This window comes from Paenibacillus sp. SAF-068, assembly GCF_051967555.1.
In the GTDB taxonomy this organism is placed as follows: domain Bacteria; phylum Bacillota; class Bacilli; order Paenibacillales; family Paenibacillaceae; genus Paenibacillus.
Map to the genome: position 1 here is coordinate 200,836 of NZ_JBQCJX010000006.1, position 15,537 is coordinate 216,372.

13 protein-coding genes are annotated in these 15,537 nt (G+C 45.7%); 10 read left to right on the top strand and 3 right to left on the bottom strand.

Annotation, left to right across the window (positions count from 1 at the left end):
* Positions 1-278 precede the first annotated feature (278 nt).
* From ACTHPG_RS24810 to ACTHPG_RS24825, 4 genes are all read left to right on the top strand, one after another.
* Positions 279-1,625, top strand: a complete 1,347-nt coding sequence (locus tag ACTHPG_RS24810) for a cytochrome ubiquinol oxidase subunit I (RefSeq protein WP_440392015.1) — start codon at positions 279-281, stop codon at positions 1,623-1,625.
* Positions 1,622-2,656 carry a cytochrome d ubiquinol oxidase subunit II gene (locus ACTHPG_RS24815; RefSeq protein WP_440392017.1) on the top strand — a complete coding sequence of 345 codons (1,035 nt, stop codon included), beginning with the start codon at positions 1,622-1,624 and terminating at the stop codon, positions 2,654-2,656. The genes ACTHPG_RS24810 and ACTHPG_RS24815 overlap by 4 nt, the downstream gene beginning before the upstream one ends.
* Positions 2,657-2,933: 277 nt before the next feature.
* A complete protein-coding gene (locus ACTHPG_RS24820; RefSeq protein WP_440392019.1) occupies positions 2,934-3,983 on the top strand; it encodes an MBL fold metallo-hydrolase in 1,050 nt (349 codons plus the stop codon).
* 215 nt (positions 3,984-4,198) lie between these two features.
* On the top strand, positions 4,199-5,824 hold the full coding sequence (locus tag ACTHPG_RS24825; protein WP_433747183.1) for an ABC-F family ATP-binding cassette domain-containing protein: 1,626 nt from the start codon (positions 4,199-4,201) through the stop codon (positions 5,822-5,824).
* Positions 5,825-5,938: 114 nt separating this feature from the next.
* Here ACTHPG_RS24825 and ACTHPG_RS24830 read toward each other — a convergent pair whose 3' ends face one another.
* The gene (locus ACTHPG_RS24830; protein WP_017692261.1) at positions 5,939-6,127 is read right to left on the bottom strand and encodes a hypothetical protein; all 189 of its coding nucleotides are present in this window, start codon (positions 6,125-6,127) and stop codon (positions 5,939-5,941) included.
* Between the two features lie 290 nt (positions 6,128-6,417).
* Between ACTHPG_RS24830 and ACTHPG_RS24835 the strand changes: the two genes are divergently transcribed.
* Positions 6,418-7,284: a cation diffusion facilitator family transporter gene (locus tag ACTHPG_RS24835; RefSeq protein ID WP_440392022.1), complete on the top strand. Its 867-nt coding sequence runs from the start codon at positions 6,418-6,420 to the stop codon at positions 7,282-7,284.
* 112 nt (positions 7,285-7,396) lie between these two features.
* Here the strand turns inward: ACTHPG_RS24835 and ACTHPG_RS24840 are convergent, their stop codons facing one another.
* Entirely contained in the window at positions 7,397-7,909 is a 513-nt protein-coding gene (locus tag ACTHPG_RS24840; protein WP_440392023.1) for a hypothetical protein, read from the bottom strand.
* A gap of 370 nt (positions 7,910-8,279) precedes the next feature.
* Positions 8,280-8,444, bottom strand: coding sequence for a DUF1328 domain-containing protein (locus tag ACTHPG_RS24845; RefSeq protein ID WP_017692264.1), 165 nt, complete (start codon positions 8,442-8,444; stop codon positions 8,280-8,282).
* Between the two features lie 220 nt (positions 8,445-8,664).
* Here ACTHPG_RS24845 and ACTHPG_RS24850 point away from each other — a divergent pair, with 220 nt between their 5' ends.
* From ACTHPG_RS24850 to ACTHPG_RS24870, 5 genes are all read left to right on the top strand, one after another.
* On the top strand, positions 8,665-9,174 hold the full coding sequence (locus ACTHPG_RS24850) for a DUF948 domain-containing protein (protein WP_440392025.1): 510 nt from the start codon (positions 8,665-8,667) through the stop codon (positions 9,172-9,174).
* A 68-nt stretch (positions 9,175-9,242) separates the two neighbouring features.
* Complete coding sequence (locus ACTHPG_RS24855) at positions 9,243-9,776, top strand: hypothetical protein (protein WP_440392027.1); 534 nt, start codon at positions 9,243-9,245, stop codon at positions 9,774-9,776.
* Positions 9,777-9,870: 94 nt separating this feature from the next.
* Entirely contained in the window at positions 9,871-10,215 is a 345-nt protein-coding gene (locus ACTHPG_RS24860) for a general stress protein (protein WP_339305640.1), read from the top strand.
* Positions 10,216-10,564: 349 nt separating this feature from the next.
* Positions 10,565-11,734: a PP2C family protein-serine/threonine phosphatase gene (locus tag ACTHPG_RS24865; RefSeq protein ID WP_440392029.1), complete on the top strand. Its 1,170-nt coding sequence runs from the start codon at positions 10,565-10,567 to the stop codon at positions 11,732-11,734.
* Positions 11,731-15,456, top strand: a complete 3,726-nt coding sequence (locus tag ACTHPG_RS24870) for a response regulator (protein WP_440392031.1) — start codon at positions 11,731-11,733, stop codon at positions 15,454-15,456. The genes ACTHPG_RS24865 and ACTHPG_RS24870 overlap by 4 nt, the downstream gene beginning before the upstream one ends.
* Positions 15,457-15,537: the final 81 nt, after the last annotated feature.

The following is a 15,537-nucleotide window of genomic DNA, read 5'->3' on the forward strand; positions in this document are numbered from 1 at the left end:
TGAAGGCTTTTTTTTGTTTTTCAATTTCCGGGATAAAAAAACAACTTCTTTTGCAAACTGTCTATAGAGCCATAATTTGCATCTCATGCAAAAGGAGGACGGCAGGAATATGTTCCGTAAACAAGAGAAAACACTCATCATTGTCTGTCTGGTTGCAGCTGTGGTTGTGCTGTATGCCGTTGTGAAAAGCATCATCCGAATCATGAGTTATTGAGATACACGTTCAAGCAGAGGAACTGCTGTTGTACATAACGATTATGTGAAAGAGGAGTGTAACCATGTCATCTCTGGACCCTGTTTTGCTCAGCCGCATACTAACCGGTCTTACCCTGTTTGTACACATTGTCTTTGCCTCTATTGGTGTAGGCGTTCCACTCATGATTGCCTTGGCCGAGTGGCGAGGGCTACGAACCAATGATATGCATTACACCTTGCTGGCACGCCGATGGGCGCGAGGTTTTGTCATCACCGTTGCCGTTGGTGTCGTTACAGGCACCTCGATCGGATTACAGCTTAGTCTGCTGTGGCCGATGTTTATGCGGGTAGCGGGTCAGGCCATCGCCCTGCCGCTATTCATGGAGACGTTTGCCTTTTTTATAGAGGCGATATTTCTTGGCATCTACCTCTATACGTGGGATCGTTTCAAAAAGAAATATACGCATATGCTGCTGTTGATTCCGGTAGCTCTAGGCTCATCTGCATCCGCGATTTTCATTACGACAGTGAACTCCTTTATGAACCAGCCTCAGGGATTCACCCTGATTAATGGCATCATGAAGGACATCCATCCGATTGCAGCCATGTTGAATCCGGCAACACCAACCAAGGTGTCCCATGTACTCGCCTCATCCTATACCCTGAGTGCAGGTATCCTGGCGGGGATAGCCGCCTTCAGTTTGCTTCGGGGACGGGATCATGTCTATTACAAAAAAGCACTGAAACTCACGACGGTATCTGCGCTTGTATTTGCTATCAGTACCGTTATGATCGGCGACTCCTCGGGTAAATTCCTGGCGAAATACCAGCCGGAGAAGCTGGCTGCCGCAGAATGGCATTTCAAGACGATGAAAGAGGCACCGCTTGTGTATGGCGGTATTCTGGATGAGAACAATGAGGTGAAATACGCGATTGAGATTCCTTATGCACTCAGCATTTTGGCGGGGAATCGTCCCGATACGGAAGTGAAAGGACTCGAAGAATTTCCTGCGGACCTGAGGCCGCCACTGTCCATTCATTATATGTTTGACCTGAAGGTCACAACCGGAGTGATTATCCTGATGATTCCTGTGTTATATGTGCTGCGGCGGTGGTTGCCAGGGCGTAAGCCATATCCCAAATGGCTGTTGCTCGGCATTGTCTTGCTGGGGCCGCTGGCCATGATTGCTATCGAGCTGGGGTGGATGTTCGCCGAAGTTGGCCGGCAGCCTTGGATCTTACGCGGGTATATGAAGGTTTCGGAAGCGGCCACGACGTCAACTTCGGTAGGATGGATGCTGGTGTTGTTCATTTTGCTGTATCTGATTCTATGTTTCTCGTGCATTCGGGTACTCAGCAAGCTGTTCCGCAACAAGGAAGCAGAGAAGGAACTGGAGTCTCTGGGGCTTGAAGGAGGGATTGTGCATTGAGCTTCGAAATTGCGGGCATTGCGATATTGTGGACGTTTTTGTTCGGTTACCTGATTGTCGCTTCGATTGATTTTGGCGCCGGGTTCTTCAGCTTTTACAGCATTTTGACCGGGCATGAGAACAAAATCCATAACATCATTCAGCGCTACCTGTCTCCCGTGTGGGAAGTGACGAATGTGTTTCTGATTTTTTTTGTGGTCGGATTGGTCGGGTTTTATCCGGACAGCGCCTTTTATTACGGGACAGCTTTGCTGGTGCCGGGTTCGCTGGCCATTGTATTGCTTGCCATCCGGGGCGTGTATTACGCGTACAATACCTATGGCAACCATGGGAAGAACAGCCGGATCTACATGGCACTGTACGGAGCGACCGGATTGCTCATTCCGGCGGTATTTTCAACCATTTTGGCTATATCCGAAGGTGGAATCATTGAGCAGGTGGGCGATCAGGTTTTTTTTCGCTGGCGTGAATTTTTGACGAATCCCTATACCTGGTCGGTTGTATTACTTGCACTAGTCAGTGTGCTCTATATCTCAGCCATGTTTCTGTCCTATTACGCCAAGCGGGCAGGGGATGAGCCGGCCTTTGAGGTACTTCGAGAATATGCACTGTTATGGAGCTTGCCAACCATCTTTGCGAGTTTTCTGGCATTTCTGCAGATTAACAAACAGAATCCCGCACATTTTGAACAGATGGTGAATATTTCATGGATGTTCATTGCGTCGTTTATCTGTTTTGTCATTGCAGTGTCGTTGGTGTGGAAACGCAAATATCTGGGCTGGTGTTTTATCGCTGTCATGCTTCAGTTTGCCTTTGCCTGGTATGGTTACGGGCGATCTCACCTTCCGTATATCCTGTATCCCTACATTAATATTTATGACAGCTTTACGAATCGTACAATGGGCATTGCGCTAATTACGGCGTTCAGCCTGGGGCTGCTCGTGCTCATTCCTTCGCTAGTGCTGATTATGAAACTGTTCCTGTTCGATGCCAATTATGTACGTGGTAATTCCGGTAAAAAGAAAGGATGAGTCTGTCCATGCTACTGAACATGTTCTTACTCATGACTTCCTTGCTGCATCCACTATCTACTGAGGGAGTCACGGGGATACCCGGCATAACCGGGTTGAGTTTTTTTGAGACATTCACCATTATGTACGCCCCCCCACTTATCATTATGGCTGCGATTGTGTTTTTGTTCATATATCTGGCCGTATGCAAAAATCCGAAGGATTGATTAACTGGTACGTACATTCCCATTCGGGGTAATCTGTTGTTAAGAAATGAGGAAGGGAGGAGGGCCCTTTCATGCCTAAAATCCGTTATAACAACATTGATAATGTAAGTACGGACAAAACGCTGAAGGAATTCAAGCAATGGAGGGAGCAGCGGCGCAATAAGGTGAAGGATTACTCCTACACCGTTCCCAAACATCCGCCTGAACTCGATTATCTGCATGCCAATCGGGAGGATACGAGTATTACCTGGATTGGTCATTCCACTTTTTTCATTCAATATTATGGATTGAACATCGTGACTGACCCGGTGTGGGCCGAAAAAATGGGATTTCAACGAAGGCTCGGTGCCCCCGGCATTCCGATTCAGGATATTCCACCATTGGATGTCATTCTGATATCCCATTCCCACTATGATCATCTGCATCTGGCTTCCTTGCGTAAGCTGATTACGGCCAAGACGTTGCTGATCGTACCCGATGGTCTGAAGCGCAAGATGGTCCGCAAAGGATTCCATCGATGCCAAGAGATGAAGTGGTGGGATCATATTACACTTGGCGGAGTCAAAATAACCTTTGTCCCTGCACAGCACTGGACGCGCCGAACGCTGTTCGATACCAATACGTCCCACTGGGGCGGTTATGTGTTGGAACAGCATCATCTGGCGACGACTTCTGCAGCGGAAAGTGCTGCAACAACGAGCGATCAGGATCATTCATCCACGGCGGAATCAGGGAAGAACAAAACACCCAAAGATTCGGGTGGCCCGCCTGTATTGTATTTTGTGGGCGATACAGGTTACTTCCAGGGATTCAAAACGATTGGAGAGCGCTTTGACATCGGTATTACTTTGATGCCTATTGGTGCGTACGATCCGGAATGGTTCATGACTTCCCAGCACGTGACACCCGAAGAAGCGTTGCAGGGGTTCTTTGAAACCGGCTCCCAGCTTATGGTGCCGATGCACTATGGCACATTCAAGCTGGCGGATGATACGCCGAAAGAAGCGCTGGATCGGCTGGAAGTCGAACGTGAACGACTGGGCATTGGTAAAGAGCGGATTCGGGTGCTTGGTCATGGTGAAACGCTTCGCATCCGGCATGAGAAAAGCAAACAGGGCTAACAAAATCGAGCCAAATATGTTAATGTAGGGATATACCCGCATGAACAGTACATTTACCAAATCTTTAATAAGTAAAAAGCGGCCAATTTTCGAATTTGCCGCTTTTTTGTGTTATAATATGGTGCCAGAATAGGCATCGGGATATTGAATCCATGATTTACGCAACTTGCTATTCATGCAGTATGCAGATTAACCAATAAAGGATGGTATGCTTAATGATCAGTACAAGCGGCATCACGCTCCGCTACGGAAAACGTGCACTTTTTGAAGATGTGAATATCAAATTCACGCCAGGCAACTGTTACGGCTTGATTGGGGCGAACGGAGCCGGAAAATCAACATTTTTGAAAATTTTGTCCGGTGAGATTGAAGCCAACTCGGGAGAGGTGCACATCACCCCGGGCGAACGTATGGCCGTTTTGAAGCAAAACCACTTTGAATATGATGAGTATCCGGTTCTCGAAACGGTAATTATGGGTCATAGTCGTCTCTATGCCATTATGAAAGAAAAAGATACGCTGTATGCCAAAGCGGACTTTACCGAAGAAGACGGCCTGCGTGCAGGTGAGCTTGAAGGTGAATTTGCGGAGCTCAATGGATGGGATGCTGAGCCGGATGCAGCGGCACTCCTGATCGGTTTGGGTATCGACCGTGACATGCACGATAAAAAAATGAATGAACTAAGTGGTAACGAAAAAGTTCGTGTCCTGCTTGCACAAGCATTGTTTGGTCGTCCAAACAACCTGTTGCTCGATGAGCCTACCAACCACTTGGATCTCGAATCCATTCAATGGCTTGAGAACTTCTTGATGGACTATGAAGGTACTGTTATTGTGGTATCCCATGACCGTCACTTCCTGAACAAAGTATGTACGCATATTGCGGATATCGACTTTGGTAAAATCCAGTTGTACGTAGGTAACTATGACTTCTGGTATGAATCCAGCCAATTGGCACTTGCGTTGCAACGTGATGCCAACAAGAAAAAAGAAGAGAAGATTAAAGAGCTGCAAGCCTTTATTCAACGTTTCTCTGCGAATGCCTCGAAATCAAAGCAGGCGACTTCCCGGAAGAAACAACTCGATAAAATCACGCTGGATGACCTTCGTCCATCGAACCGTAAATATCCGTTTATCAACTTCAAACCTGAGCGTGAAGCCGGTAAACAATTGTTGACCGTAGATCGCATCAGCAAATCCATTGATGGTGTGAAAATGCTGAATGATATCAGCTTTGTCGTGAACAAAGGGGATAAAATCGCATTTGTGGGTCCGAACGGGAATGCCAAGTCACTGTTGTTTGATATTCTTATGGGTGAAACGGAATTGGATAGCGGCGAATACACTTGGGGTGTAACAACAACTCAAGCTTATTTCCCGAAAGACAACTCCAAGTATTTTGACGGTGTAGACATGACGCTCGTGGATTGGCTCCGTCAATATTCCAAAGATCAGGATGAAACGTATCTGCGCGGATTCTTGGGACGTATGCTATTCTCAGGTGAGGAATCCTTGAAAAAGGCAAGTGTACTCTCCGGGGGCGAGAAAGTTCGCTGTATGCTGGCGAAAATGATGCAGACTGGTGCTAACGCATTGATTCTGGATGAGCCTACAAACCACTTGGATCTCGAATCCATCACAGCGCTGAACAATGGTATGATTGATTTTGACGGCACAATGCTGTTCACATCTCATGACCATCAGTTCATTCAAACGATTGCTAACCGGATTATCGAAATTACGCCGAATGGCATCATTGATCGCCAAATGAGCTATGATGAGTATCTGGAAAGTGATGAAATCAAAGAACTGCGCAATAAAATGTACCCGGTAGAAGCTTAAACGAAGTACCATCTACGGCACATTATTATAGGAACACCAAAGAACCGCAAGCCTCTGTGAAGAGGGCTTGCGGTTCTTTTTGTCATTGAATGAGTCTCTCTGCGGCTTTAAGACCTAGGATCCACCCGTACGGCGACGTTGATTGTTAGGCTTCTTGTTGTTCTGACTCTTCATCGCTTTAGGTCCGCCTTCAAAGTAGGCGCTGGATTGGTTACCGGAATTTGCCTGTTCTTTCTTTTGCGCCAGCTTTTGGCGTATAGCATCCTGCAAACTGACCTTTTTCGGTTCGTTATTTTCGCTCATCGTTATTTCCCTCCCGGTCTTACAGTGAGCCGTCCAGATTGGACGGGATGTACCTATTTTATACGTTTTATAAAAGCCCCACAAGGGCAACCTGATAAAATGCTCCAAACCTCTGGTTTTACCCAGGCCAACAATTTTTCTCATTAACTACAGCCCTGCCGTCTGGCAACTTTGTTTCGGCTTGCCTACAGCAATGCGGCCTGGCAACACTGTTTCTGTAGACCCACACGCTCCGCATTTGGTAACATGTAAAAACCGTAATACGAAACGTTAAAGGAGTGTCGCCCGGTTTGAATGCATATGAAGAAATTCGAAAAGGGGAGCGAGGAGCCTGGGTTAGTATTGTAGCCTATCTCGTCCTGTCTGCTTTTAAGCTGATCTGTGGATATGTATTTGCATCCAGTGCCTTGCTGGCCGATGGTTTTAATAACCTTACAGATATTGTGGCATCTGTTGCTGTATTAATCGGACTTCGGATCTCCCAGAAACCACCTGATTCGGATCATGCCTATGGCCATTTTAGAGCGGAGACGGTTGCTGCCTTGGTGGCTTCATTTATTATGGCTATGGTTGGGCTGCAAGTATTGGTTGAAGCAGTTCGCTCCTGGTATGAGGGAGCCTTTGTTGCTCCAAACCTGTGGGCGGCAGCGGTGGCTGTAGTCTGTGCTTTGGTGATGTTGGGCGTGTATCGTTACAATCACCGTCTGGCTAAACAGATTAATAGTCAGGCTCTGATGGCAGCGGCGAAAGATAACCGTTCGGATGCCTGGGTCAGCATAGGCGCTGCAGTTGGAATTATAGGTGCGCAGTTCGGACTTCCATGGTTGGATAAAGTAGCTGCGATTGCTGTGGGTCTGTTGATCTGTAAGACCGCCTGGGAGATTTTTCGGGATTCTACACATCGTCTTACCGATGGATTTGATCAGAAGGAGTTGACGGATCTCAGGTCCTCGGTAGCTCGCGTTCCAGGTGTTGAAATGATTAAGGATGTGAAGGCACGCGTGCATGGCAGTCATGTACTTGTGGATGTAGTCATTGAAGTGGACGGCGGCTTAAGTTTGATTGAAGGCCATCAGATCTGTGATCGGGTGGAAGAGCGGTTAAAGCGATCGCATAACATCATGCATGTGCATGTACATGTGGAACCGAAGAAGTAAGAAGCTACAGGGAACTCTTGAACAGGGAGTGAACAGCAGGGAAAATCAAAAGAGGACAGCCGCGATTGTGCGCGCTGTCCTCTTTACTTATCGTTAGAACGATTATACGATGTTACTGAATGGCAACGTGGATCCACGCTTTGCCTTTCCAAGTGTACACTTGCACCCATTCGCCACCGTCGAATCCGTCAACCACTTCACCTGTTGTATCAATGACTTGGGAGCTCAATGCACCGATTGGTTTACCGTTAGGTGCATCATAGAACCAAGTGCGCTCCAGCAGGTTCAGCAACATTGTAGGTGCCAGTACTTCATCGCCTGGTTTAACCAGTGGCTCTTCAAACATTTTATCATCTGTAGTTGTAGCTGGAGTTTCAGTTGTTGTCGAAGTACCTTCTGCACCTGTAGTGTCTGTTGTTGTACCGGTTACTGTCTCAGCAGTACCTTCTACTGTGTCTACAGCAGGTTTGTTCACTTCAACAGCCGGAGTTGTTGTCGTTGTTGTGGTGGCTTCTGTTCCTTTTTCCGGAGTTACCGTTCCGGTAACCGCTTCCTCAGCACCTGCAGCAGCAGCCATCGAACCCATCAACGTTAAAGCAGCGGCAAAACTCACGATTTTTTTCATTTGTTTTTCCTCCTCGGTTAGGTATGTAATTTGTTGTCCTGTGTTAAAAGTAACCAAGCGAGCTACCTTATGAATCACAAATTATAACAATATTTTCTTGCATTCTCCAGTGTCAACTGGCGCATATGTGGGTATATAGCAAGCCTGTAAATATCATACTTCGGTGGGATAAAACCGGGTTGGCTATCTCAAAAAAGTCCTGTTTTTTTGGGATTCATACGAGTGCGGATTGGAATAAAGCAGAAGGGAGTGCAATACATAATATAGAAAAGTTGACCTATGCCTGAACGCACAAAAGCCAATCGGCTTGGAAGCACGATTGGCTTTTGTATGTATTCGTTAATATGAATCAGTCAGATCAGAGCCGAGGTTATCGCATTCGGCTACGTCCCGTAATGAGGGAGATTACGAACAGTACAACAAAGATGAAGAAGAGTACTTTCGCGATTGAAGCAGCTGCTTCAACAATACCGAAGAATCCAAAAATACCTGCTACCAGTGCAATGATTAGAAATAATACAGACCATTTCAACATAAGGTTTCATCCTTTCGTTTACTTGATTATGCAGTGAGTTGTGTTCACCTCACCGCCTTGTGTAGTTTAACTTTAACCGGGGGTTATCCAGTTGAAACATTGGTTTTTTTTCCAATCGAAGGCATATATGAAGGGATATATAATATTGTTTCGTCCGGGAAATCGCCGGGTAACTATAGCAATAACAAACTGATGCACATATGGAAAGTGAGGTTCTTCTATGATCTATCAAATTAGCGTGGCCCTGATTGCAGTGGCATTTGCTGTACTGGTTTTCTTTTTAATTCGTACCTTGAAATCCGCACAGGGTTCTTTGGAAAATGTCTCGCAGACATTACAGGAGGTACAGAAAACCATTGATGAACTTAGTTATGAAGTGAAGCAGACGGTAAGGCATGCCAATGATATTACCGTGGATGTGCAGCACAAAATGAAAAAAATTGATCCTGTTATGGAATCTGTTGAGAATCTGGGAGAAGTGTTGAATGAAGTGACAGCAGCAGCCAAACAAGTCTCCACTACGCTGATGGCGAAATTTCAGACCAAACGCAACAACGCTGAACAGACTAAGCATGCTGAATCGGTTCATGTAAATGCACCGCCTGCTACATCAACGGATCGCACCCTCCAATCCTATGAAGCTACATATAATGGTGAAGCTAAGGGTGGAAATAACTGGATGAAGTATGTTGATGTTGCAGCAAATGTATGGCAACGGATGCGCAAGTAACATGACCGCTTTGTAACCCATGAAGAAGCCTTCAGAGCGGTGATGAACCTGATGAAAGGGTGAGAATCATGATGAAACTACTGCTTGTGATGTTTAGCGTAATTTCTCCCTTTTCCGTTCAACCGGCAGCGGTACCTGCTGCTCACGATATGCAATGGACGGCAATGGAAGAGAAGGCGTCAGAGGTGACTCTGGCTGTTGATCGATCCGAGACTTTCCAGCATTTTCGGACTCTGAATGGCATTTCTCTGGATGATACCATGGACGATTTGTTGGCCAAGAAGGGCCAGCCAGTGAATAAACAGGAAGATCCTTATCTGGGATGTCCTGAATATCACTTTCATGATGTAAAGGTTGGTTTGTGTGAAGATACGGATGTTATTCAATATGTGCATATCGATGCATCGGAGAATCACATCATGTTAAACGGTAAGAAAATTGAGCTGAATATGGAAGCAATCCATCAGGCTCTCGGTACCCCGTATTATGTAGCCGAGGATGGAGAAGTGTTTCTCCGTGGAGATCAGGCGCTGAAGGTATATATGAAGTCAGGCTCTCAGCAGATTGAAGGCATTGATCTTTTTGATGACTCGGTTTCCTAGAAATGGTGTTTACCGAATCGTTTCAACCCCATTTAGTATGGTTATATATTAAGTAGCTCGATACAGAAGATTAAATCAGAGGAGAGTGGAAACGATGAATTCAACCAATGAGCAAGCTTATGCAAAAGTGGTAGAAAACGGAGTCCAGGCGGTAGAAGCGGTGAAAGAATTGCAGATTACCGGATACCTTGCTGATCATATCTTTGTTCTCGCCCATGAGAAGGATCGTACAGATCGAATTGCCGATACAGCAGATGCCAAAGAAATTGGCATCAAGGAAGAAGGCGTATTTGATTCCTTGGCGAATCTGTTCCGCTCACGTGGTGATGAACTCCGGGCCAAAATTGTGTCGATGGGCTTTACCGAAGCCGAAGCTGACTTCTACGAAAGTGAGTTGGACAAAGGTAAAGTACTCGTAATTGCCAAAAAGAAAGACTAACCCGATATACATTGCAAGTTGAAGTTTGCTGCACATGGACAAGCTTCTGAATGACTTGTGTATAATGCTTAAGCAAAAACATAGATAAGGAATGGGGCTTTCCCCATTCCTTATCTATGTTTTTGCAAGTTTGGAAGCGGGATCAGGACGCTGCAAAAACAGGGCGAAAGCGGTGAAGATTACCCGTGATGGTGCCATTTACTGATAGAGTTTTTTTGGTTTTACGATTATAGTTATACTAGGAATTATTATGTCTACTGCCGCTTTGTATGCAAAATTTGTATAATCAACGTTCGTAATTACCTAATAAGAATCGACAAACCCGGACGCCACAGATAAGGAGATATCAATGAGAATACTTATTGTTGACGACAATCCGACGAATGTCATTATCATTCGAGAAATTCTGAAAAAAGAGAACTATCGTGACATTGTAACGGCGAGTTCCGCCATGGAAATGTTTGAAGTGTTGGGGATTGGTGAGGAAAGTAACGAACTTCGTCCAAGACCGTCGGATATTGACCTGATTTTGCTGGATATGATGATGCCCGAGATGGACGGCATCGAAGCCTGCAGTATTGTGCAAAAATTTGAAAATCTGAAGGATATTCCGATTATTATGGTGACTGCCATCGGTGATTCCAAGAAACTTGCTGAAGCATTGGATGCAGGTGCATCTGACTATGTAACCAAACCGATTAATAAAGTCGAGCTGATGGCCAGAATTCGACTCGCACTTCGTTTGAAACAGGAAAAGGATTGGCATAAAGAGCGTGATCAACGTATTCAGGATGAGCTCAAGTTGGCAGCGATGGTCCAAAATGCTGTATTAAGTCCAGCGATTAGAGACCCGCTATTCCAAGTGCATGCCATCTATAAACCTTCGTTTGAGCTTGCGGGTGATCTGTATTCTTGGTACCCCCTTGGGGAAGGCCGTTACGGAGTTCTGCTGCTCGACATGATGGGACACGGGATATCTTCATCCCTGTTTACGATGTTTATCGCTTCGGTGTTGAAAGATACAGTTACCACCTATGTCGATCCAGAGAAGGTCATTCAGGAGTTAAACCGTCGTTTTAACCAGCTCCATCTGGAGAAACAATTGGTGCAGTATTATTTCACGGCAATTTACCTGGTGGTTGATACACGAATGAAGCGTATTGATTATGTTAATGCAGGGCATCCACCTGCTTTATTTTTCCGAAACGACGGAAGTGTCACCACATTTGACAGCAACTGCTGTCCTGTTGGTTTATTTGACAAAATGGACATTGAACCACAAACGATTCATTACGAGGGTGACGGACACATTGCACTGTATACGGATGGATTATTGGAAGCTGTTCAGGGCTCGCAGGAGGAACAACATGAATTCCTGATTGAAAAACTTACCGGCTCACATCATTGGAATGAAGCTGCCATGCAGGCACTATTTTTTGATGATGAAATTCCCCAGGAGCGGGATGATGATAAATGTCTGGTCTGGATTACTTTGGATAAAGGGGCGGGGGATGAATGAAGATCAGGAATAAACTGCTGATTGGTTTTACCGCTCTGATGGCTATTCTGATCGTGCTTACGTTTGTGAGTTATGAACGGCTCAACAGCAGTAATCAACAGATTGACCAGATGTATCAGGATCGCTATCTCAAAGTAAGATTCACTTCTGCTGCACGTGGAGAGGTCAATGATATTGCCAAAGTGCTGGCTAACTTGTTACTGAATCCGAATAATTCGATTGGTGCTGCTGAAGGTGACCTGAAGGATATGAAGGAGCGGGGCGATCGTAACCTCGAAGAAGTGAGAAATCGGGCGGACAGTGCACCAGAACATCAGCTGGTGGATCGTGTGAATTCGGCATGGAATGCGTATACAGCCTATGCTTCGAGACAGATTAGCCTGATGTCCCAAAACCGGGTAGAAGATGCAAATAACTACCGTAATTCAACAGGACTTGCGGTGCAAAAAGAAGCCGTAGATAGTCTGAATGCACTCTCGCGTTACCAGGACCAAGAGATTGATACGGAGATTAAAGACGCTAACGCAGCATATACGAGAGCAGTACAGATCACCATAAGTATCATGATTGCGGGATTATTGCTGGCACTAGGTGTCATTATGTGGGTGCTGCCGAGTATTACACGGGGACTGAATACCGTATCCATGATGATCACAAGTTTTGGTAAAGGGCGTTACCGTACAATCAGACGTATTCAGGTCAAATCAACGGATGAGATTGGTCAGATTGCCAGTGTGTTCAAAGATGTATCCAGTGATTTGGAAGAAAAACTGGAGATCGAGAGAGCTTACGTACAGGCTCAGCAAGATCAAAACTGGATGAGTTCCAACATTGCACGAGTGCCTGAGCTGCTCCGGGGCATTGGTTCCATTCGACAAATCTCACAGATGTTTATCAGTGAGTTTACACCGGTGCTTGGTGCTCAGCTGGGTGTCGTGTATCTGGTTGATGAGGAGAAACATCCCGACGAATTGAGACGTTATGGTGCATACGCATTTGAAGAGAATGAAGATGTTGGTAAAGAAATGTATCGCATTGGTGAAGGCCTGATTGGTCAAGCTGCGCTGGATATGACACCGATTGTTCTGGAACATACGCCGGAAGATTATGTGCATATTGGTTCAGCTTCAGGTTCAGCACGTGCTGCAGGTATCATGATCTATCCTGTCGTGTTTGAAGATGAATTGATTGGTGTTGTTGAGCTGGCTTCCTTTGAAGGGTTCAATGAACTGCACAAACAATTATTCGCTCAACTGATTATGAATCTGGGTGTCATTCTGAATAACGTTCGACGTCGTTTGCGTGTGGAAGAGCTGCTGCGTGAATCCCAGGCACTGACTGAGGAACTGCAAGTTCAATCGGAAGAGTTGCAGACACAGCAAGAAGAACTGCGCCGGTCCAATGAGAATCTGGAGGAGCAGACAGAGGCGCTTAAACGTTCCGAAGAATTGCTGCAGCGTCAGCAGGAAGAGCTGGAGCATTTCAATACCGAGCTGATTGCCAAGACGCGTGCGCTTGAAGAGCAGGTACGTGAAGTCGAAGAGAAGAATGACGAAATTGAGAAAACGAAGACACAGCTGGAACAACAAGCTACACAGCTGTCGATGACAAGTAAGTACAAGTCCGAATTTTTGGCGAATATGTCGCATGAACTCCGTACACCATTGAACAGTTTGCTCATTCTGTCTCAGTTGTTGTCGGAGAACAAAGGTGGAAATCTGACTGACAAGCAGCAGGAATATGCGCAAACCATCTACATGTCGGGTGCGGATCTGCTGAAGATGATTGATGAGATTCTGGACCTGTCCAAAGTGGACGCAGGCAAGATGGATATCAATTATGAGACGGTTCGAATGGAAGAGCTAACCAGCTTTGTTCAGCAGAACTTTGGAGCGATGGCGAATAAAAAAGAATTGAACTTGAACATCGAGTTCGACAGCGATCTACCAAAATGGGTATACACCGACAGCCATCGTGTCAAACAGATCCTGCGGAACTTGTTGTCGAATGCGTTCAAATTTACCAATCGTGGTTCGGTCAGCCTGATTGGAAGAAGGATGAAACCGGAAGAACTGCCGGGTTATATGAACACCAATCAGGAATATCTCGGATTTAGTGTAAAAGACACTGGCATTGGCATTCCATCAGACAAGACGGATCTGATCTTTGAAGCGTTCCAGCAAGTAGACGGTACAACAAGTCGGAAATACGGCGGAACGGGTCTTGGATTGTCCATTAGCAGGGAATTGGCGCGTTTGCTTGGTGGTGCAATACATGTGGAATCTTCTGAGGGTGAAGGCAGCTGCTTTACCTTGTACCTGCCGGATAATCATGAAGAGGAAGCGCTGGCGGAGGAAGGTGCTTCAAGAGAAGCAGCCGTATCCTCAGAGGATCTTTATGAACAATCCAGCGAAGCAAGAACCATGCTCTCAAGTCATCAGTCCATTCTCTCTCCTGATCCGGAGCAGAGCGTCGGTAAAGATCTGTCTCCTACCCACACTCCAGATCTCACCCAGATTGAAGATGATCGGGAGAATCTGATGGAAGGTGACAAAATCCTTCTCATCATTGAGGATGATGTGAACTTTGCACACATTTTGATGGATATGGCGAGAGGAAGAGGATTCAAAGCACTGGTTGCCCTCCAAGGGGATAAAGGACTTGAGATGGCACGTCAATATCTGCCTGATGCCATTATTCTGGATATTCAATTGCCTGTGATGGATGGTTGGACCATTCTGGGCGAATTGAAGAGCAGTTCCGCAACACGCCACATCCCGGTACATGTCATTTCAGTCATTGATGATATGAAGCAAGGTTTGATGATGGGTGCCATAGCTTATCTGAAAAAACCTTCGAGCAAGGACTCACTGGATAAAGCCTTCTCGCATATCAAATCATATACCGAGAATCAGTTGAAACGGCTGTTGATTGTGGAAGACGATGAAATTCAGCGTAAAGCTATTATTGAATTGATTGGTCATGATGATGTGGCAATCACGGCAGTATCTACAGGCAGCGAGGCATTGAATGAATTACACAGCCAGCGTTATGACTGCATGGTACTGGATCTGATGTTAACGGATATGACCGGTTTTGAGTTGCTCGACCAGATTCGGGATGATGAATATCTGAACGATCTGCCGATTATAATTTATACAGGCAAGGAACTGGATTCCAAGGAAGAAATGAAGCTGCGCAAATATGCGGAATCCATCATTATCAAGGATGTGAAGTCACCAGAACGTTTGCTGGATGAAACCACATTGTTCCTGCATCGGGTAGAAGCCAATTTACCGGAAGACAAGCGTCGCATCTTGCAGAAGTTACACAACAAGGAAACGTTATTTGAAGGGAAAAAGATATTGCTTGTTGATGACGATATTCGTAATGTATTTGCTCTTTCAAGCGTCCTTGAAGGTTACCGGATGGATGTGACGTTTGCAGAGAATGGCCGAGAGGCTTTGGAGATTTTGGAGAAAAATCCGGAGTTTGACCTGGTACTGATGGATATGATGATGCCGGAAATGGACGGTTATGAAGCGATGACACGAATCAGACAGATTCCGCAGTTTGAAAAGTTGCCGATTATAGCGCTCACGGCCAAAGCGATGAAAGAGGACCGCGGCAAATGTATTGAAGCGGGAGCATCTGATTATGTGAAAAAACCGATCCAGACAGATCAATTGTTATCCTTAATGCGCGTATGGCTGTATTCGTAAGTTCATTATTCGGATGTTCATGGTTTGGGTAATGAAAGACAATACAACAATTACGCAAGTAACAAATGAAGAAGTGGAGAG